Source organism: Pseudoalteromonas sp. SG43-7, from assembly GCF_014164295.1.
Lineage (GTDB): Bacteria > Pseudomonadota > Gammaproteobacteria > Enterobacterales > Alteromonadaceae > Pseudoalteromonas > Pseudoalteromonas rhizosphaerae.
This window is the reverse complement of sequence record NZ_JACJEY010000022.1, coordinates 24,902-45,854: the sequence shown is the minus strand read 5'-3', so window position 1 is coordinate 45,854 and position 20,953 is coordinate 24,902. Positions and strand designations below refer to the sequence as shown.

Genomic DNA, 20,953 nt, shown 5'->3' with positions numbered 1-20,953 from the left:
TATACTCTCCTAGCGCGATAACGTTTTTAAAATGTCAGCAAATACCCCGGCCGCAGTCACTGCTGAGCCGGCACCATAACCACGAATAACAAATGGACGTGGTTGATAGTATGCACTCAAAATTGCTAAGGCATTTTCGCCATCACGAATAACAGCCAGAGCATGCTTTTCATCTACCGCTTCAATACCTACTTTGCAGTGGCCTTGTTTGATAGTACCGACATAACGCAACACTTTGCCTTCACTTGCGGCACTTTGAATACGGTCATTAAACGCAGCATCTAAACTTGGCAATTTAGCCATAAATTCGTCAACGTTATCACCTTGGGCAAAACCCGGAGGAAGCACTGATTCAACTTCGATATCGCTCAACTCTAATTTCATACCTGCTTCGCGGGCAATAATTAATAACTTACGCGCGACATCAGTGCCCGATAAATCATCACGTGGATCTGGCTCAGTAAAACCACTTTCTTTGGCTTTAATGGTTGCCTCAGACAGTGATAAACCATCTTGCAATGCGCCAAACATATATGACAATGAACCGGATAAAATTCCGCTAAATTCAAGTAACTCATCGCCAGCACCAAACAGTGACTGTAAGTTATCGATTACAGGAAGACCTGCACCGACATTTGTTTCGTATAAAAACTTACGATTATTTTTTTGCGTTGCTGTAATTAAATCTTGGTAATAAGCATATGAACTTGTATTGGCTTTTTTATTTGCAGCCACAACGTGGAAACCGGCATTCAAAAAGTCTACATACTGAGCCGCTAAAGCATCTGAAGACGTACAATCAACCAGCACTGGATTGATTAAATGATTTTGCCTAACAAATTGTTCAACCAGTTTGAGGTCAAACGGTTGTTCTGATGCTGCCAACTTTTGCTGCCAATCGTCAAAAGCAATTCCTTCGCTATCAAGATGTAATTGACGTGAATTAGCAACACCATATAAGTTTAGTTTGATATTACGTTTTTCAAGCCATGCTTGCTGACGCTCTAACTGCTTAATAAGTTCTTGGCCAACTAAACCACAGCCTAATAAAAATACATCAATTGATGGGATATGAGTGAAGAAATTTTCGTGACACACTTTTACAGCATCATTACACAGCTCGCCGTCAATCACTGCTGAAATTGCACTTTCAGTTGAATCCTGGGCAATAGCGACAATGTTAACTTGTGCTTGGGCGAGTGATGCGAAAAATTTAGCAGCTAAGCCTTTATGAGCGCGCATATTATCACCCACTAAAGTAACGATTGCTAAATTACGCTGCACTTGTACAGGTTCAATTAGTCCCGCCTGTGATTCAAGCTCAAACGCAGTTTGCAATGCCTCAAGAGCCAATGGCAAATCTGATTCATGGACACAGAAGCTGATACTAAATTCACATGACGATTGAGTGATCAGTACAATCGAAACATTATCGTGAGCAAGGGCATTAAAAACTTTTGATGCCATGCCTACTTTACCTTTCATGCCGGGGCCTGAAACCGTTAGCATCGCAAGATTTTGTAAACTAGATAACGCTTTTACCGGCTCCGATGACACATTATCATTACTGATCAGTGATCCTTGTGCATCCGGATTATGGGTATTTTTAATTTCACACGGCACGCCAGCTTTAGCGCACGGTAGAATTGTTTTAGGATGGAGAACTTTGGCACCAAAGTAAGAAAGCTCCATCGCTTCTTTATATGATAAAAAATCAACTTTAGTGGCTTTTTTGATATAACGCGGATCAGCACTGTACACACCATCAACGTCAGTCCAAATTTGACATACTTGCGCTTCTAAACACGCTGCTGCAATTGCGGCTGAATAATCTGAGCCATTACGTCCCAGTGTAGTTAGCTGGCCTTGTTCGTTGCTAGCTGTAAAGCCAGGCATAATATAAATAGTCGCAGGATTAGCTTTTAAAGCCGTTTGAAAACGAATTTTACTCGCCACTAGATCAGCTTCCGCATCAATATGACCATTAGTTGATACAATGCAATCGGTTGCTTCGAGGTAGTGGGCGTTATGTGAGCTTAATAAACACTGCATCAGTGATACACTGATGCGCTCACCAAAACTAATAACATAAGCACGCACTTGATCTGGACAACATTGGATGAGTTTGACACCCGCTAGCTTATTTTGCAGTTCGTTTAAATCAGGCCAGTTTTGAACACTACCATATTCAGCTTCTACGGCTGCTTTTAAGCTTTGGCAACGCTCAATTAATGCGTGCCACTGTGTATCATAATCAAGTCCTTGTTCAGCAGCGCTTGCCAGTGCAACCAATGAATCGGTCATGCCACCTGGAGCGGATAGCACCAATAACATTTCGTCTTTTAATTGTGCTTTAACTAACTGTGCTACCTGTTGTAGGCAGGCAAAGTCAGCAAGTGACGACCCACCAAATTTTAATACTCGCATTTTTTATGTTTCCTCATCCCATAAAACGAAAAAAGGCCTGTGTTCGTTGTGAACACAGGCCTTTAAATTTGTTGCACCGACCTATGCCACTATCCAGTAAGAATGGTGGTTGTAATAATAATGGTCAATGCGTGATTATTTGTTTTCATAGCCCTTAGACTGCCTTAAACAGGCCTATTCTGTCAACCCCAAATAAAAAGATAAATTATGCTTTTTGATTATAAAGAAATCTAATGAATGCCGAATTTATGCAGTATTTCATTTAATCTTGTTTTATCTATCGGCTTATCAACGAAGGCTATAGCTCCCAACTTAGCGACACGTTGTTTCATTTCAAGTTGAATATCTGCCGAGATAACCAGCACAAAGCATTCAATCTTTTGTGCTTTAATACTCTCAAGAACTTGTACTCCATCGACTTCGGGCATAGTTAAGTCAAGACACAGTAAATCGAAGTTATGTATATGCATTAACTCCAACGCTTCACGGCCATTTTTTGCTTGCATAATATCTGCTGCGATACACTCATTTAAACAGCGTATAACTTGTTTGCGTGCTACTGTTGAATCATCACACACCAGTACGGAAAAATTCATAATATAGACAACTAAAATACGTATAATAGATTACTGAGTAGACAACAAATCACTCAGTAAATAATAATGTTATAATACTGTTGTGATTTTATAACACAAAAATTTAACAGCGATAAGCTTAAGTTTTTGCTGAAAAAAGAAAATTAACAATGTTTGTACTGTTAAATAAGATTATTTTATTTATTTTTAAACATTTATTAGCTAACTTTAGTACTGAGTGTACTCGTTGCTAGGGTATTAATTAAGCTTTGTGAAAAAAATAAAGGAGCTATAGGCCACCGATGCTACAAAAAAGCCTATCAAAAAAGCTACTTACCAGCGTGTTATCCGTCTACTTTTTATTAACTTTTGTAGTCACGTGCGGGCAAGTTATTGCAGAATATGTAAACACGAAAGATTATATACGTGACGAACTGACGACCTTACAAAAAACATTTAGTCGTAGTTTAACCCGTGCTATTTGGGAGCTAAACACTAAACAAACCATCACCACAGCAGAAGGCTTATTAGCAATTCCAATGATTGAAGGTATTATTGTGCGTGACGATAGCGGCGAAATAATCTCACAATTAGGTCGCTCACTCGATATTCGCGAGCTATACAGCCAACAATTAGTACAAGAAGAAGCCATTATCGAAGATACTCCATCTGGCTTATTCGGTTATACCTTTCCATTGATCTTTGAATTTTCTGGCCGCGCCACCCAAGTTGGTGATGTCACGCTATTTTCGAGCCGAGAAGTGGTATTTAGTCGCATTATGATCTCAATTTATTTTTTAATTGGCAATGCGATGATCAAAACTACATTTTTAATCATCTTATTCTTAATGGCATTTAGAAAACTACTCACAGAACCTCTAGCACAACTAACAGAGCAAATTGAAGATCTTCAATTAGATGACCTCGAAGGTCAACATATCGAAATTGAAACAACTGAGCACAACGAATTAAAAGTAATGGAGCAATCATTCAATAAGTTGATCGATAAAGTTGTGCAATACCGCAAAGAGCTTGAACAAACTCAAAAAGCATTAATAATAAGTAACGAAAAGCTCGATCAGCAAAATCTACAACTTGAACAAGAAGTGGCACGTAAAACATCAAATTTAAGTCAAGCTATGATGGATTTACAGCAACAAAAATACGAGTTGGAAAAACAAAAACTAACGCTCACCGAAGAAGTTGATTTGCGTCGCCATACTGAACAAGAGCTGCTCACCAAACAAACTGAAATGCAACGCTATGTTGATGAACTCAATATGGCGCAAGAGCGTTTAGTCAGCTCAGAAAAAATGGCTGCTTTAGGTGGTTTAGTCGCCGGTATTACCCACGATATAAATACCCCGGTCGGTATTGGAGTTACAGCCTCATCCTTTTTGCAAGAGCGCCTAATACAAATTGAAAATGCTTACAAAGATAAAACACTCTCGCCTAAAGCACTTGAAGAGTTTATCAATGATGCCAAACAAAGTACTAGCCTATTAACCACTAACCTAGACCGTGCTTCAGAGCTGGTTGCCAGCTTTAAGCAAATTGCGGTTGATCAAGCCAGTGAAGCCGTGCGCACCATCAACCTAAAAGAATACCTTGGTGAAATTATTCGTTCGTTACACCCTAAGATAAAAAATACCAGCCATCATATAAATTTAGATTGCCCGGTAGACTTAACCTTAAATCTACCTGCTGGTGCTATCAGTCAAATATTTACCAACTTGATTATGAATTCATTGATCCACGGCTTTGATGGTATCAGCAATGGCATTATAGACATTGCTATTAAAGATGAAGATGACCAAGTAATTATCGACTTTAAAGATAATGGTAATGGCGTTACCGAACAGCAACTTGAAAAACTATTTGACCCATTTTTTACGACTAAACGCGATCAAGGCGGCAGTGGTCTGGGCACACACATTACTTTCAATTTGGTTAAGCAAACCTTGAGCGGCGAAATCGATGCGACAAGCTCACCGGGGAACGGCTTGCATTATCATATTAGTTTCCCTAAAGACATGCCAAAACCTTTGTCGATATTTAATAACTAATGCGCCGAGACTGTTTGCCTAACACTTTGCTTAATTGCTAAACGTTTGGCCAATCAGTCATTTGCGCATCAGCTTTTTATTGTTATGATTGGGCAAATTTACCGAATGGATCAATCTCCCTATGTGGTTTAGTAACCTTATTTGTTACCGCTTTAAGCAAGACGTGTCGTACACCCAAGAAGACTTTGAGAAAGCCTTAGAGCAAGATTTATTTCGCCCTTGCGGTAGTCAAGATTTAAGTACATTTGGCTGGACCAAAGCCTTTGGTAAACATGGTGATACCCTTTCTCATTTCTCACAAAAGAGTATTTTGGTTTGTGCTAAACGTGAAGAAAAAGTACTTCCTGCATCCGTTATCAACGACATGGTTGCTGAAAAAATAGAACTTATCGAAGCCGAAGAAAATCGCCCTGTTAAGAAAAAAGAAAAAGACGAGCTCAAAGAAAATATCCTCCATAGCTTATTACCGCAAGCCTTTAAAAAGTCGAGTTTACAGTTTGCCTTTATTGACCAAGAAAATGGCTGGGTAGTCGTTAACAGTGGTAGTTTTAATAAAGCAGAAGAGTTACTGGCACTACTGCGCAAATCATTGGGTACATTGCCGGTAGTTCCTGCATTTGCAAACTATGATTTAGATGTGTTTTTAACGGACTGGTTAACTAACTTCAGTACACCTGAAGGCTTTGCTATAGGCTCTGACGCAGAGCTTGAAGAAGCAGACGATAGCGGTGCTCAAGTTAAGCTTAAAGGCCATGATTTAGCTTGTGATGAAGTTAAATCGCACCTTGAAAGCGGTAAACGCGTAACTAAACTTGCACTAGATTGGCAAGAGCGCCTGAAGTTCATGCTGCAAAATGATGGCTCTATTAAGCGCTTAAGCTACTCTGAAACATTAAAAGAAGAAAACGCCGACATCCCTAAAGAAGATATGTTAGTCAAACTTGATGCTGACTTTATTCTCGCTTCTGAAGAAATTAAGCTAATGCTAGAAGAACTTACGGCTGGTTTAGGTGACGTTGAAGATTTAGCCTAAATTTTGACTAAGTTTTAAATACTAAAAAAGCGCCCTATTGGCGCTTTTTTTAACTGACGACTTAGCTTAATTAAATACTGATTTCACATCATCAAGCATATCGTTGTATTCATCACTTGAGAAAATATCCAGTGATGGGATCACACCTTTATCAATGTAAGTTTGTAATGCCGCTGACTTATCTGAAACTTGTAAAATACCTTCCATAATCGCACCGATACGAATGAAATCAACATAGCTAATATGTTCTGGACGATAGTTAGGATTGGCCCAGCTTTCTGCTACTTCAACAAATTCATCAGTAAACTCCCAAGCGCGCATGATGGCTCCCCCTACTTTACCGCTAAGCTTTTGAATCGCATGCGCTAAAAAGCTTGGATTGGCAAATACTTCTGGGTGACGTTCCGCTTCCGTCAAAATAGGCAATACACCAATGTTATAAACCAATGATGCGAGTGTAATGGTGTCACGATTCAATGAGGTCTGCTTGTTTTTCTTAAGGAAAAACTCCATCACAGTAATTGAGTGACATGCTACTTTTAAAGTTTTCTGCCACGCCTTATCCATATAACCTTTGATCAGCTCATTATTTGAAACAAATAGTTGCTCCATCGCCATTGCTGTTGCGATATTTTTGATCTGACGCAGACCAATTCTCGTTACCGCTTGATTTATATTAGAAACTTTAACTGTGCGCCCCATAAAAGCACTATTTGCGACTTTTATCATCCGTGCTGCTAATGCCGGATCATGAGAGATCACATCAGCCATTTGCGCTAAATTTACATCTGGATTATCGGCAGCTTGACGTACACGAACCGCAACCTCAGGCAAGGTTGGTAAAACTAACGTGTCATTATTAATACGATCAACCAAAATGGTCAGTAGTGCGTTTTCTGTTGACATAAATGTGCCATCCTTTTGTATTGATTTTTTAATACATCCAAACCATGGAATGTTTATTTCTTATAGATACAGTATTGTCTAAGTTACCGCTAAAGTTAAGGAAATTATAGAAATTATGTTAGTTTATTTTTCTACTACAGTTTATATCCCTTCGCTTAGACCATCACAACACAGGAAACTTGCTATTTGCGCATAAGATTTGCTTTAATGCTGGCATAACAAGGAAGCGAAATACCCTCTCAAGGGTATCTATAATTAAACTTACTTTTTAACAGGCAATATAATGACTCTCAATAAAATTAGCCAAGCACTTATTCTTACCGGTGCCGTTTTTCTTAGTGCATGTTCAGATCAAGCCAGCGCACCTAAAGCGTCAAATGCTGCTGCAGCCCCTACAAAGCAAGTACAAGATAGCGGCCCACAACTTATTAACGCTGACACTAGTCGCCTTGATATCTATACCGATTTTAGTTTAACCACTGATTTATCACATTTAAGCGACAACCAAAAAGCGTTAATAGCAAAACTTATTGATGCGTCTAAAATTATGGATGATCTATTCTGGCGCCAAGCATTTGGTGAAGATAAAGCGGCATTTTTAGCCAAAATCAATGATCCTAAAGTACAAAAATTTGCCGATATTAACTATGGACCATGGGATAGATTAAATGGCGATCAAGTCTTTTTGTCAGGCTATGAAGATAAAACAGCCGGAGCTCAATTTTATCCAGCCGATATCTCTAAAGAAGAGCTAAACAAGGCTGACGTAGCAGATAAAAATGGTCTGTATTCAGTCATTAAGCGAGATGAACAAGGCAAGCTGTATAGCGTTGCCTATTCGGTTGAATATGCTAAAGCGCTTGAAAAAGCAGCTAACTTATTACGTGAGGCGAGCAAGCTTGCCGATGATAAAGAGTTTGCTAGTTACCTGAACTTACGTGCAGATGCACTACAAAACGATGATTATCAAGCATCAGACTTTGCTTGGATGGACATGAAGAACAACCCCATCGATATCGTTATTGGTCCAATCGAAACCTATGAAGATCAATTGTTCGGCTCTCGCGCAGCCTTTGAATCGTATGTCTTAGTGAAAGATTTAGCATGGTCAGAGCGCCTTGCTAAATTTGCAGCATTTTTACCAGAGCTACAAAAAGGCCTCCCTGTTGATGCCAAATACAAACAAGAAGTGCCTGGCTCTGATGCGGACTTAAATGCATATGATGTTGTTTACTACGCAGGTCATTCTAATGCTGGCAGTAAAACTATTGCCATTAACTTACCAAATGACGAACAAGTACAACTTGAAAAAGGCACTCGCCGTTTACAACTGAAAAATGCTATGCGCGCTAAGTTTGATAAAATATTGGTGCCAATCGCTGAGCAGTTAATTGTTCCTGAGCAACGTAAACACATTACTTTCGATGCATTTTTTGCCAATACCATGTTCCACGAAGTCGCTCATGGTTTAGGGATAAAAAATACTATCACAGATAAAGGCACTGTTCGTCAGTCTTTACAAGAACATGCCAGTGCTTTAGAAGAAGGCAAAGCCGATATCTTAGGCTTGTACATGGTTGAGCAGTTACTCAAAAAAGGTGAGATCACAGAGGGAACACTTGAAGATTATTACATCACTTTTATGGCCGGTATTTTCCGCTCAGTGCGTTTTGGCGCATCAAGTGCCCATGGTAAAGCAAATATGATCCGCTTTAACTTTTTCGCAGAAGAAGGTGCATTCTCTAAAAATGAGCAAGGCCTTTACAGCGTAAATATGGAAAAAATGGGCCAAGCAATGGCCAAGCTATCTGGTTTGATCTTAACCTTACAAGGTGATGGTGATTATGAGAAAGTTGATCAACTGATTGCCACACATGGTGATATCAAAGTGGAACTTGCTAAAGATTTAGAAAAACTAAGCCAAGCTAATATCCCTGTAGATGTCACCTTTAAACAAGGTAAGAAAGAGTTAGGTTTAGAGTAATATAATTAATACTAAAAAGGCGTTTTAGGGGCTCACCTAAAACGCCTTTTTTAATTCAATATTGCTATTACGGGAATGCTAAACCATATTTTTCACTCATTTTTTTTACTTCACCATTAGCAATCATATTATTTAATTCTTTATCGAATAAGGTAATAAACTCATTTAAATTACGTTTTTTTGAAAAACCAAAGTAGCCTTTATTAACAATTAATGGCGGCTGTAACTGTTTCACTTGATTGGCTAAACTTAACTGCTTAATAACGGGCTGTGCGGCTCTTGGATGAGTCACTATAATATCGACACGGTCATGAATTAATTGCAAAAAACTGGCTTCAACATTGCCCACTTCAGAAATTTCTAACTGACTTTTATATCGCTCAAAATCGTCACTATAGTTCCAACCTCGGGTTAACCCTATCGATAACTCTTTTAATGTCTCTAAATTATTATGCCACTGAAATTCATTACTATTTTTGACATAAAAAACCAGCGGGTCTTGATAGAAAGCAGCCTCACTATAAACCATATACTGCTCTCTAATAGCCGACTTATAAGGACCTATAAATGCATCAGCCTTACCAAGCTCAACCATTTTTAGCGCCCGTTTAAAAGGCAAAATATCAATTTTAATTTGGCAACCTAAACGCAGGCAAATTTCACCTGCGATGTCGGCGCCTAAGCCTTCTATTTGACCTTGTTCATTTTTTTCAAGTACCGACGGAAAGGTGGTACCAACAAAGTAAAATGTATTTGCAGCACTGTGATGCGAAAATACACTTAGCAAGGTAAACAATACAAAAGCTTTCATCAGTTAGTTTGCAATCCCTATATACTGAGTGTAATAAACAGCCACGATTTAGTGACCCTAAGCATAGTCTATTTTTACCCAACGAAAAATCATAATACTGTGATCAAACTCTATTATGTAAACACTCAACCACGATTAAAAATGTGTTTTTAAACGTGCCAATTGCTCTTCACTATAAGGCACTGCGGGATATTTACCCCATACTGGCGCAGGCCATGCGACATCGGTTTTATAGCGAGCAATATGATGAATATGTAACTGTGGAACCATGTTACCAAGCGCTGCGACATTAAGTTTATCTGGGTTAAGTACCTCTTTGAGTAGCCGACTTAACTTCGCTGACTCTTGCATTAGCAATACCTGTTCAGACTCGCTTAGATCAATGCTCTCTTTTAAATTAGCTTTACGAGGCACTAAAATAAACCACGGGTATTGACTATCATTCATAAGTAACACTTTGCATAATGGCCAATCGGCCAGTTCAATACAATCACGTACAAGTTCTGGAGCTAAAGAGAATTCAACGGTCATTTTTATTCCTTACAAATTAAGTGCATTACATTTTCGCTACTTTATAGCATTTAGTTGCAGTTGCCCACGCTTGGCTTTACCATCGTTGCAGTTTTTATTCGAGCGAAGGTAAACACGTGTTAAAAAAAATTAAACACCTCTCATACTTGCTACCTTTGGTGGCAACAGCCATCACAGTGCAAGCGAAGCCTCTTACTTTAGAACGTATTTTTGATGATCCAAGTTTAGCGGGTAAAGCACCTGTACAGCTTAAGTTTTCACCAGACGGTAGCCGAGTTACCTACCTGCAAGGTAAAAGCGACGATTACAACCGTTATGATTTGTGGGAATATAATTTAAAAGATAACAAAAATCGTATTTTAGTCGACTCTGCCAAACTTTTTTCAGGCCCTGAAAACCTCTCTGACGAAGAAAAAGCACGCCGTGAGCGCCAACGTATTTTTGGTAAAGGTATTTTAGAATACAAATGGTCTAAAGACGGTAAAGCCTTGTTATTTCCACTTAATGGTGACCTCTATTATTACGAGCTAGGAGCAGGAAAAAGCCGTAAACTGACCGATACTGAGGCATTTGAAACCGACGCACGCTTTTCACCAAAAGGAAACTTTGTCTCGTTTGTCCGTGAACAAAATCTTTATGCGCTAAATCTTAAATCAGGTAAAGAAATTCAGCTGAGTAAAGATGGCGGCGGTGTGATCAAAAACGCCATGGCGGAGTTTGTCGCGCAAGAAGAAATGGGCCGAATGACAGGTTATTGGTGGTCTGGTGATGAATCAAAAATAGCCTTCACTCGCATTGACGAAAGCCCAGTTAAAGAAGCTATCCGCAATGAAATTTACGCTGATGAAGTGAAACTGTTTAACCAACGCTACCCATTTACCGGCACTAATAATGTAAAAATTCAACTTGGTGTGGTTAAGCTCGATAATCAAAAAACTGATTGGGTTGATTTAGGTAAAGACGAAGACATTTACATTGCCCGTGCAAAATGGTTAGAAGATGACAAAACCCTATCATATCAGTGGCAAAACCGCTCACAGCACAACTTAGAATTGCGCTTTTATAACAGCGAAACAACAGAGCAAAAAGTCGCCTTAACAGAAACTAGTGATACCTGGATCAACTTACATTTTGATCTACAGTTTTTGAAAGACAAAAAACATTTTGTTTGGGCCTCTGAGCGCAATGGCTTTAAGCATTTATATCTATATCGTACCAATGGTAAGTTAGTGCGTCAGATCACCGATGGTGACTGGGTGGTTGATAGCTTAAAAGGTATTGATGAGAAAAAAGGCATTGTCTACTTTGCCGGACGCAAAGACACGCCTTTGGAAAGCCAGCTATACAGTGTTCCACTGTTTAAAAAGGGCGATATTAAACGTATCACTGAGCAAGGTGCTTATCACAATGTGGTAATGGCAAAAGACAGTAAAACTTTTATTGATAACAGTTCATCGGTCAACAAGCCAAACTCAGCTGCACTGCGTAAAGTAAACGGTGAATTTGTTACTTGGTTAGAACAAAATAAACTTGATGAAAACCATCCTCTGACCCCTTATCTTGCTGATCTAGCTGAGCCTGAATATGGCACTTTGACTGCTGATGATGGTCAAGTGATGCACTATCGTTTATTTAAACCTGCAACGGTAAATGATGGTAAAAAGCACCCTGTTCTTGTCAATGTCTATGGCGGCCCACACGCACAACGCGTAACCAATAGTTGGCGCAGCAAGAACTTATATTTCCAATATATGGCACAACAAGGTTATGTAGTGTTCCAATTAGATAACCGTGGTTCGTATAATCGTGGTAAAAAGTTTGAAGATGCCATTTACAAACATTTAGGTGTGGTTGAAGTGGCTGATCAAATCAAAGGCGTCGAATTTTTACGTACGCTTGATTATGTTGACCCACAACGTATTGGTATTTATGGTCACAGTTACGGTGGCTATATGGCATTAATGACCATGTTTAAAGCTGGTGATTATTTTCAAGCAGGCGTATCTGGAGCGCCAGTGACTGATTGGGCACTGTATGATACTCACTATACCGAGCGTTATTTAGGACATCCTGATACAAATGCGAAAGGCTATGCAGACAGTGCGGTATTTCCATACGCAGATGGCTTAAAAGGGCCATTAATGATCTACCATGGTATGGCCGACGATAACGTATTGTTTACCCATGCCACTAAGTTATTCAAACAATTGCAAGATAACGAAAAGCAATTTGAAATGATGACTTACCCAGGCTCAAAACACAGCTTACGTGGTAAGAGTGTGCAAACACATTTACATCAAACAATCACTAACTTCTTTAATCGTCATTTTGATGTAGAGTAAGTCAGTATTGACTCCCCAAGTTAGACTAAAGGCTGATTGAAAAATCGGCCTTTTTTTTGACTTAATGATAATCCTATTTATTTAAAATAATTTAGACCAAAACAAGGGACAGTTAACTAGATTTTAAAGTAATATTTACTACGCTTAATATATGCGCGCCTACTGCGAGCACTTCTAAAGGATTTTTTATGTCGTACCTACGCCGTTTTACTATTTTTCAGCGCTTAGCTATCTTGGTAAGTTTGGTCGTTGTTGGTTTACTTTTTTTAAGTATTACCAGTTTAACTCAGCAATATAGTTCACTCAAAGCAGGCCAATATACGAAAACAAAAAATCTGGTTGAAGCTGCTTATAGTGTTATTACCCATTATCATTCATTACAACAAAGCGGCGAGCTCACCGAGCAACAAGCCCAACAAGGTGCACTAACTACGATAGCTAGTATTCGCTATGACAATGACAATTACTTCTGGATCAATGATTTTCAGCCAGCCATGGTTATGCACCCTTTTAAACCAGAGTTAAACGGTAAATCACTCAGCAACAGTAAAGACCCCGATGGCGTACCGTTATTTGTTGAAATGGTTAAAATAGTTAAGCAAAGTGGTGAAGGTTTTATCCCTTACAAATGGCCTAAACCAGGCAAAGATCAGCCAGTTGATAAAATAGCCTATGTGAAAGGTTTTACCCCATGGCAATGGATAGTCGGTTCAGGTGTTTATATTGATACTATTGATGAGGCTTTTGCCAGCTTACGGAATTTAGTTATTCTCAATGCCGCAGTGATTATTTTGCTATTAATTAGTTTAAGTTACTTAATCGCCAGAAGTATTTTATTACCAACTCGGCTTGCTGCAAATATGATGAAAAGTATCTCTCAAGGTGAAGGGGATTTAACCCAAACCTTAGATGAAAATGGTAATGATGAGGTATCACGGTTATCTCGCCACTTTAATTTATTTACTACCAAAATGCGTGAGTCACTTAAACAAGTGGCAAATAATGCCAATGATGTTAACCAGCATGCCCAAACAGTGGATGATGCGAGTAAAACCAATCATTCTTTTATTGAACTGCAAAACGATAGCTCAACGCAAGTCGCTGCAGCAATGGAGCAAATGACCCACCAAATTCATGATGTAAGTCGCAATGCCGAAGCGGCTGAACAAGCCGCTAACCAAGCTGCGGTGAATGCATCTGAAGGTAAAGAAGTCGTTGCTAAAACAATTCAAGCCATAGAAACACTGTCCAAAAATATTGAGATTGTGAGTCAAGTTACCGCTGATTTAGCTCAAGAAAGTAATAATATAGGATCGGTACTAGACGTGATCCGCGGTATTGCGGAGCAAACCAATTTACTGGCACTCAATGCTGCAATCGAAGCGGCACGTGCTGGCGAACAAGGCCGGGGGTTTGCCGTTGTAGCTGATGAAGTACGCACTCTTGCAAGTCGCACAGGCAAGAGTACAGACGAAATTCAGGCGATGATAGCCAAATTACAAAAAGGCGCAAAGGCGGCCGTAGAGGCGGTAACCGCTAGCCAACAATTATCCACCAGCACAGTACAACAAGCCGGATCTGCCAATACCTCATTAACTGAAATTGAACGTCTGGTGTCAGTGATCACCGATATGAATGGTCAAATAGCCCGTGCGACTGAGCAACAATCAAGTGCTGCGGATGAAGTCAATTTGCGAATTAATGAACTATCGCAATCAACCGAACAGTCTCTGGCCAATACATCACAACTTTCTGGTGCGAGCGATAATCTTAAACACAGTAGCCAACAGCTAACTGATGTGGTTAATCGCTTTAAATTAGATTAATTAACAAAAACAAATTACAAAAAAGCCCCGTCATTTTATATGACGGGGCTGTTGTATTTAATACTGCTTATTATAAGCAGTAACGAGCAAATAAACTGCTTAGGCCTGCTGCAGTTGGTTTACCGTGCTGCCAATCACCACCTTCAACACCACTACCGGCAATATCCATATGCACATAAGGTAAAGGCTGTGCTGACTCACAACCATGCTTATCAAGGCCACCAACAATAGCTAAAAATGCCATAGGGAACTGATGACCACGTGCGGTAACTGCTGATGCTGCATTGTTACTTGATAATACGTCATCAGCTAAAGTACGCGGTTTAATAAAATCATAGTCTTCGCGACGGCTGCGAGAAACTTCTGCACCATCAGCCCATAAGTCACCACTGTCAGCCAGCTTACGAGAAATATTAGCCGCACGTGCAGGGCCATTTTCAACGTATGCACTGTAAGGTCCCATTGCACGAGCTGCATGTCCGGTTAAGGTTGCGACCGTAAAGATTTCAGGATTAACTTCTCCTTTTGCTAAATCTTTCATCTCGCTGAGTAAATCCCCCATAGCTAAGCGCCCTTCTGCATCCGTATTACCGATGCGAACACGTACGCCCTCACGGCTAGTAATAATTTCATCTGGTACAAAACAATCAGAACCAATTGAGTTACGAACTACCGCTAAGTATGCAATAACTTTAACGCCTTGTGGTTGAAAGTCTGCCACTGATTTCATAAAACCAGCAACAGAGGCTGCGCCGCCTTTATCACGGCTCATACCGGCCATATGCCCGCCCACTTTCAAATCGGCACCACCGGTGTCATATACTAAGCCTTTACCGACAAACATTAAGGTACGTGTTACTTCGCCCTCTGGTACATATTCAAGTTTTACAACCCGAGGGTGATGACGCTCAACCGCATATGAAGCGCGAGCTACGGTACTCATCATCGGGTACTCTTTATCAATCGTGGCAATATCTGCAATCACTGCAACATTGACCTTGCTGCCTTTAAATAAATCCACACAGTAATCAGCAAAACGTGGTGGCGCCATACGCTCAGGCTCAGTGCCACATAAATCACGAGCAGCATACTGCCCTGCGGCAATGGCATTCACTGCTTTAATTGTTTGCTCATTAGCACCAAACAAGGCTATTTGAGTGATCGGTTCAATGCTTTCGCCATGAAACTCGCGCGCCTCAAGCGGCTGCCACAACGCTTGGCAAGCACCAAGATAAGCAACTTCTAAGGCATACTGATAACGGCTATCTTGGCTTGCTTGTGGTAAGTAAATAGCAGGTTTTGTACTGCCTGATGCTTTAGCTTCATTAATAGCCAATTTAGCTGCATCAAAATAACGACGTACATCGTCATAATCACGATTTAATGGACCTGTCGGCGCTAAAATCACCCGTTTAGAATCAACAACAAGCAGCGTGACTTGCTTACCAATACGTGCATCAACCGCCATTTGCGCTTTAATAGCTTGGCTTAGATTCGGATCGTCTAACTCAGAAAAATTATCGGCAATAATAATAAGCGCATCATGTTTTGCGTTATCTAATTGCGGGGCTGCAACTGCGTGAGGATATGCCATAAAAAAAGGTCCTGTTGTCAAAAAACGTAGGAGCTTATTATCATTGATTTAAATAGCTATTGCCAGCAATGTACGACGAGCTAACATAACGCTGGCAACTTGGAGTTACAGTGTAAAATAAAGCAGTTACTCACTGCCCACTTATCGTTGATTGAAGCAAATAGCGCGCAGTATCTTAGTCTAATATACTCAGCTGTACATGTTGCTGCGGTTCATTTTTAACACCGACCCCTACACCGAGTAACCGCACTGGCTGCTGCAAGCCACGTTGATATGCTTTGCTCAGCAGCTCAGCCAAGATAGTTTCATCAAGTCGGTGGCAAGTTTGATCGGCCGATGTCACCACAAAATTAGCAAACTTCACTTTGACACTGAGTTTATTTATACGTTGCTCTAATTGCTGTTTTGTTAATCGACGTTGAAGCTCAGCCAATAATATTGGCAATTGATCTAAACACGCTTGTAAGCTGGTTTTATTATATTCGTAGGTATGCTCAACACTGAGCGATTTACGGGTACGTTCTGTGGATACTTTACCAATATGTAAACCGGCACATTTTTGATACAGCGAGACCCCAAAGTTACCAACGTGTTGCTGCATCCAATTAACCCCTTTAGCGCGCACATCAGCACCGGTGTATAAGCCTTTTAAATTGAGTTTTTCAAGGGTAACCTTACCGACCCCGGGTATTTTACCCAAAGGTAATTGCGCTAAAAAGTCATCCACTTGCTCAGGCAATACTACAAATTGACCATTCGGTTTATTTTCATCACTGGCAATTTTGGCAATAAATTTTATCGGCGCAATTCCAGCCGAAGCAGTTAAACCGGTGGCTGCAAAAATATCGGCGCGGATCTGCTCTGCCATTAAGGTCGCACTACCATGGCATGCATTACTGTCAGTCACATCAAGGTAAGCTTCATCTAAAGAAAGAGGCTCTATAAGATCGGTATAGTGCTTAAATACAGCACGAATTTGCGAAGAGGCTTGTTTATAAACTTGCATACGCCCTGGTACAATCACTAAATCTGGGCATAATTGTTTAGCACGGTAGTTAGACATCGCAGATCGCACACCGTATTCGCGGGCGATGTAATTTGCTGTAGAGAGCACTCCACGGCGACTATTGCCACCAATTGCCAAAGGTACATTAGCAAGCGCGGGGTTATCGCGCATTTCGACCGCTGCGTAAAAGCAATCCATGTCAATATGAATAAACTTTTTCATTCCTCAAACCAAGTACTGTACAAATGAACAGTTATTATTCATTAAGTTTGATTTATTAGCAAGTCATCAGCTCGATGATTCTTGCTGTGAAGATTTTTTACGATTAAATAACCTCGCACCGAATAACCAAAAAGCACCTTCTAAAATAAAACCAACTACGATTAGTATCACCATCCCAGAAGCATTGCCCATCGCATAACAAACTAATGCTAAACAGATCACCACCAGTAGCGCTAAGCGTTTCATTATTTTTGCTGTCACTGTATTCATAATTAGCTCCTTTAAATCAGATTAAAGTATTCATTTACGTAACCGTGAACTACTAAAACTAGCACATTTTCACTGTTTTCCTAATTATCTTGAGCTAAACAGCACCAATTGCTAATCTACGTTTTTACTTTAAAGAGCTGTCGAATATGCAATCATTCATAGAACAACATCCTATCCATACAGCAATTAATGTTGCTTGGGGAGAAATGGATGCCTTACAACATGTCAATAATGTGGTGTATTTTCGTTATTTTGAAACTGCTCGAATTGATTTTTTTAATCAAATAAATTTACTCGAAGATTTACAAACAACAGGTATTGGTCCTGTGATCAGTGAAAATAACGCGCGTTATAAACGCCCTGTCACATTTCCTGATACAGTGTTGGTAGGCGTTACCATCAGTGATATTCAAAAAGACCGTTTTATGATGCACTACAGAGTATTTAGCCAAGCGCAAAATGCCTTGACTACATTAGGGTCATCGCAAGTGGTGATGTTTAATTTTAAAACGGGTAAGAAAGCACAATTAAGTGAGCCATTATTGGCTGCATTACATAAGTACAGCCGAGAATCATAAAAGTAAGGAATCATTATGCGTTACAACCCACTTGGTAGCAGTGGTCTCAATGTGTCTCGTGTATGCTTAGGCAGCATGACGTGGGGCGTACAAAATAATCAAGCAGATGCTGATGAGCAAATTGCTTATGCCTTAGAGCATGGCGTAAACTTCATTGATACTGCAGAAATGTATGCCATCCCTCCCACTCCAGATACGTACGGAAAAACAGAGCAAATTATCGGTAATTGGTTAGCGCGTAATCCAAGTAAGCGAGACGATATTGTGCTCGCCACTAAAATTGCTGGCAATGGCCTAGCTTGGATACGCGATGGCGGCGATATTACTCGTCAAGCAGTCGTTCATGCAGTTGACGAGTCATTAAAACGCCTACAAACCGATGTAATTGATTTATACCAACTACATTGGCCGAATCGTCAATCACCGCACTTTAGCAAACAATGGCCAGGTATGATCCGTTTTAGTGACGCCAATACAGAGCAACACACAGCGGGTATGCTCGATATTCTTGAAGGTTTAAACGACTGTGTTAAAGCTGGTAAAATTAAACATTGTGGTCTCTCTGACGACACGCCATGGGGTATTAGCCAATTTTTACGATTAAGTGAACAACACAATTTACCGCGCATGGTCTCTATTCAAAATGAATTTAGTTTATTACACGCTAAAGATTGGCCTTATCTAATAGAGCAATGTATTCACGAAGATATTGCTTATTTACCTTGGTCACCCTTAGCAGGCGGTATGTTAAGTGGAAAATATTTAAATGGCGCACGTCCCGATGGTAGCCGCTGGACACTGGTGCAGCGTAATGGTTTATTCCGTGACACAGCACAATCGCAACAAGCAATCAGCCACTATGTTGAAATTGCCCAGCAATACCAAATAACCCCAGCACAATTAGCGCTTGCATGGTGTGACCAAGTTGATGGTGTTACTTCTTCAATTATTGGTGCAACCAGCTTAGTACAACTAAAAGATGACATTGCCGCGTTCAACATCGAATTAAGCGAACAAGCTTTAACTGATATTGGTAATGTATTTAAGCAATACCCAATGCCATTTTAATCAATAAAGCCCAATCATTATCAATGCTTGGGCTTTCCACCAGATTAAAACACTTGAAAAACAACCTACTCACAAATAGTGAATCAAAAAAACACCACTACAGCATTAAAAAATTAACTTAATGCAATAATTTACCATCCTTTAGTAGCGCAAAATATTAGTTATTGTATACTCGATTTAAATTGTTAGCGGATAAAGTAAATATAGCTATGCGTATTGTCTATTACTTCGTTACATTATTCTCTTTTTTTTCAAGCACCTATGTACTTGCTAATAATACCGATGAAGTAACTCACATAACTTGGCTCCAAAGTGATGCGGCGCCTTTTCATCTGGCTAAAACAGCGCAAACTCCAGATGGAGGCTTATGTGATTACTTAGTCGAACAGCTCATCATTGAGTTACCCGATATAGAGCATACCCGCGAAATGTTGCCGCAAAAACGTATAGGCAAGTACCTCGATGAAGGTCAACAAGCATGTTACCCTTGTATGATCCACCGTAAAGTTAACACCCCCCGAGTGATCTATTCGGTGCCAACAACGGTGTACCCACCATTTGCTATCATTGCCTCAGCTAAAACAGCGAAAGTAATTAGCCAACAACACAGTTCACCGATAAATTTAGTTAAACTACTGACAGATAATAAATTTATTTTTGGCCAATCCGCTGCGCGTAAATTTACTCCAGAGTTAAATACCATCGCTCGAAATACTAAAAGCGACCAACATACATCATTAAGTTGGAACAGTGAAAACGAAAGCAGCTCGGTGATCAATCGGCTCAATCATGGGTATATTGATTACACTATCGACTATCCTTTTTTAGCCGATTACTACAACCGCTTCAGCGAATTTGATAATGTAGTAACCTTACCTATTGCCGATCACGCCGATAAGCTGGTTTTAGGTGCGATTGGCTGCTCAACCAATGCCCCTAATAATTTTGCTAATAATGCCTTAAAAAAAATAAATCGAGTGCTAACAAATAGCATACTGCCGTCTGCAAAGTACCAGCAAACACAGCGTGTATTGCTTGAAAATACCTTTGCGGATTTTGATCAACAATATCAACAACAGATATTAAAACTTACTCAGCCAACCACTCTTGCTGAACCAATAAGTCTGAGCCCAAGTGTAACTGAGCAATAAATGTACTTCCTGCGTTCACAGCTCCTACTCCTGCAGGTGTGCCAGTCATAATAATATCGCCATCAATTAAAGTCATAAACTCACTAACTTGGGCTGAAATAACCGCGGGTTTATAAAGCATTAACTCTACGCCGCCTTGTTGTCGCACCTTATTATCTATCAGTAAGGTTAAACTTAAATGCTCAATAGCTTGTTCGTCTATTTGTACAAACTCACTAAACAATGCAGAGCCATCAAAGGCTTTCGCGCGTTCCCACGGTAAACCGCTGGCTTTTAATTTACTCTGTAAATCTCGCTTAGTTAAATCCAGTCCCACCGCCACAGCAGCTAAACAGCCATTGTTAACTTGAAAACAAATTTCAGTCTCAAAATGTAATTGCTCATCCTTATGAGTACACATTAAGGTATTTGTTATCGCGCTTGGCGGCTTTAAAAACACCACCATTTCGTCTGCCACTTGATTACCAAGCTCAGTAATATGCGCAGCATAGTTACGACCAATACAAATGACTTTTGATGGATTCACTGGTTTCATTTCGATCTTTCCTATTCAATAAAAAGCA

At 39.9% G+C, this 20,953-nt stretch carries 17 protein-coding genes; 8 read left to right on the top strand and 9 right to left on the bottom strand.

The features are described from left to right. Positions 1 to 9: 9 nt before the first annotated feature. Both thrA and H5200_RS11755 read right to left on the bottom strand, forming a co-directional pair. Positions 10 to 2,427, bottom strand: a complete 2,418-nt coding sequence (gene thrA, locus H5200_RS11760) for a bifunctional aspartate kinase/homoserine dehydrogenase I (RefSeq protein WP_182761543.1) — start codon at positions 2,425 to 2,427, stop codon at positions 10 to 12. A gap of 230 nt (positions 2,428 to 2,657) precedes the next feature. After that, entirely contained in the window at positions 2,658 to 3,023 is a 366-nt protein-coding gene (locus H5200_RS11755) for a response regulator (protein WP_179959161.1), read from the bottom strand. 281 nt (positions 3,024 to 3,304) lie between these two features. Here H5200_RS11755 and H5200_RS11750 point away from each other — a divergent pair, with 281 nt between their 5' ends. Continuing rightward, a complete protein-coding gene (locus H5200_RS11750; protein WP_182761542.1) occupies positions 3,305 to 5,068 on the top strand; it encodes a HAMP domain-containing sensor histidine kinase in 1,764 nt (587 codons plus the stop codon). Between the two features lie 121 nt (positions 5,069 to 5,189). Further along, complete coding sequence (gene rdgC / locus H5200_RS11745) at positions 5,190 to 6,101, top strand: recombination-associated protein RdgC (protein WP_145241151.1); 912 nt, start codon at positions 5,190 to 5,192, stop codon at positions 6,099 to 6,101. 66 nt (positions 6,102 to 6,167) lie between these two features. Here rdgC and H5200_RS11740 read toward each other — a convergent pair whose 3' ends face one another. Beyond that, positions 6,168 to 7,007, bottom strand: a complete 840-nt coding sequence (locus tag H5200_RS11740; protein WP_149981203.1) for an HDOD domain-containing protein — start codon at positions 7,005 to 7,007, stop codon at positions 6,168 to 6,170. Between the two features lie 283 nt (positions 7,008 to 7,290). Here H5200_RS11740 and H5200_RS11735 point away from each other — a divergent pair, with 283 nt between their 5' ends. Beyond that, complete coding sequence (locus tag H5200_RS11735) at positions 7,291 to 8,991, top strand: dipeptidyl-peptidase 3 family protein (protein ID WP_182739785.1); 1,701 nt, start codon at positions 7,291 to 7,293, stop codon at positions 8,989 to 8,991. A gap of 67 nt (positions 8,992 to 9,058) precedes the next feature. On the opposite strand, the gene H5200_RS11730 is transcribed toward H5200_RS11735, so the two are convergent. Beyond that, entirely contained in the window at positions 9,059 to 9,802 is a 744-nt protein-coding gene (locus H5200_RS11730; protein ID WP_182761541.1) for an ABC transporter substrate-binding protein, read from the bottom strand. A gap of 135 nt (positions 9,803 to 9,937) precedes the next feature. Continuing rightward, positions 9,938 to 10,333: an HIT domain-containing protein gene (locus H5200_RS11725; RefSeq protein ID WP_182718309.1), complete on the bottom strand. Its 396-nt coding sequence runs from the start codon at positions 10,331 to 10,333 to the stop codon at positions 9,938 to 9,940. A 116-nt stretch (positions 10,334 to 10,449) separates the two neighbouring features. On the opposite strand from H5200_RS11725, the gene H5200_RS11720 reads away from it, so the two are divergent. Both H5200_RS11720 and H5200_RS11715 read left to right on the top strand, forming a co-directional pair. Continuing rightward, a complete protein-coding gene (locus H5200_RS11720; protein ID WP_182761540.1) occupies positions 10,450 to 12,675 on the top strand; it encodes a S9 family peptidase in 2,226 nt (741 codons plus the stop codon). A 188-nt stretch (positions 12,676 to 12,863) separates the two neighbouring features. Beyond that, on the top strand, positions 12,864 to 14,501 hold the full coding sequence (locus H5200_RS11715; protein ID WP_182718307.1) for a methyl-accepting chemotaxis protein: 1,638 nt from the start codon (positions 12,864 to 12,866) through the stop codon (positions 14,499 to 14,501). 70 nt (positions 14,502 to 14,571) lie between these two features. Here H5200_RS11715 and H5200_RS11710 read toward each other — a convergent pair whose 3' ends face one another. The 3 genes from H5200_RS11710 to H5200_RS11700 all read right to left on the bottom strand — a co-directional run bounded on the left by H5200_RS11710 (position 14,572) and on the right by H5200_RS11700 (position 17,593). Further along, on the bottom strand, positions 14,572 to 16,095 hold the full coding sequence (locus H5200_RS11710; protein WP_182718306.1) for a leucyl aminopeptidase family protein: 1,524 nt from the start codon (positions 16,093 to 16,095) through the stop codon (positions 14,572 to 14,574). Between the two features lie 175 nt (positions 16,096 to 16,270). Next, positions 16,271 to 17,323, bottom strand: coding sequence for a DNA polymerase IV (gene dinB, locus H5200_RS11705; protein ID WP_182718305.1), 1,053 nt, complete (start codon positions 17,321 to 17,323; stop codon positions 16,271 to 16,273). A 66-nt stretch (positions 17,324 to 17,389) separates the two neighbouring features. After that, positions 17,390 to 17,593 carry a hypothetical protein gene (locus tag H5200_RS11700; protein WP_259398497.1) on the bottom strand — a complete coding sequence of 68 codons (204 nt, stop codon included), beginning with the start codon at positions 17,591 to 17,593 and terminating at the stop codon, positions 17,390 to 17,392. Between the two features lie 146 nt (positions 17,594 to 17,739). Between H5200_RS11700 and H5200_RS11695 the strand changes: the two genes are divergently transcribed. The 3 genes from H5200_RS11695 to H5200_RS11685 all read left to right on the top strand — a co-directional run bounded on the left by H5200_RS11695 (position 17,740) and on the right by H5200_RS11685 (position 20,390). After that, positions 17,740 to 18,171: a thioesterase family protein gene (locus H5200_RS11695; RefSeq protein ID WP_182718304.1), complete on the top strand. Its 432-nt coding sequence runs from the start codon at positions 17,740 to 17,742 to the stop codon at positions 18,169 to 18,171. A 15-nt stretch (positions 18,172 to 18,186) separates the two neighbouring features. Further along, complete coding sequence (locus tag H5200_RS11690; RefSeq protein WP_149981211.1) at positions 18,187 to 19,239, top strand: aldo/keto reductase; 1,053 nt, start codon at positions 18,187 to 18,189, stop codon at positions 19,237 to 19,239. 209 nt (positions 19,240 to 19,448) lie between these two features. After that, positions 19,449 to 20,390 (top strand): ABC transporter substrate-binding protein, encoded by a 942-nt coding sequence (locus H5200_RS11685; protein WP_182761539.1) that lies wholly within the window; start codon positions 19,449 to 19,451, stop codon positions 20,388 to 20,390. Here H5200_RS11685 and H5200_RS11680 read toward each other — a convergent pair. After that, a complete protein-coding gene (locus tag H5200_RS11680; RefSeq protein ID WP_182761538.1) occupies positions 20,329 to 20,925 on the bottom strand; it encodes a fumarylacetoacetate hydrolase family protein in 597 nt (198 codons plus the stop codon). The genes H5200_RS11685 and H5200_RS11680 overlap by 62 nt on opposite strands. Positions 20,926 to 20,953: the final 28 nt, after the last annotated feature.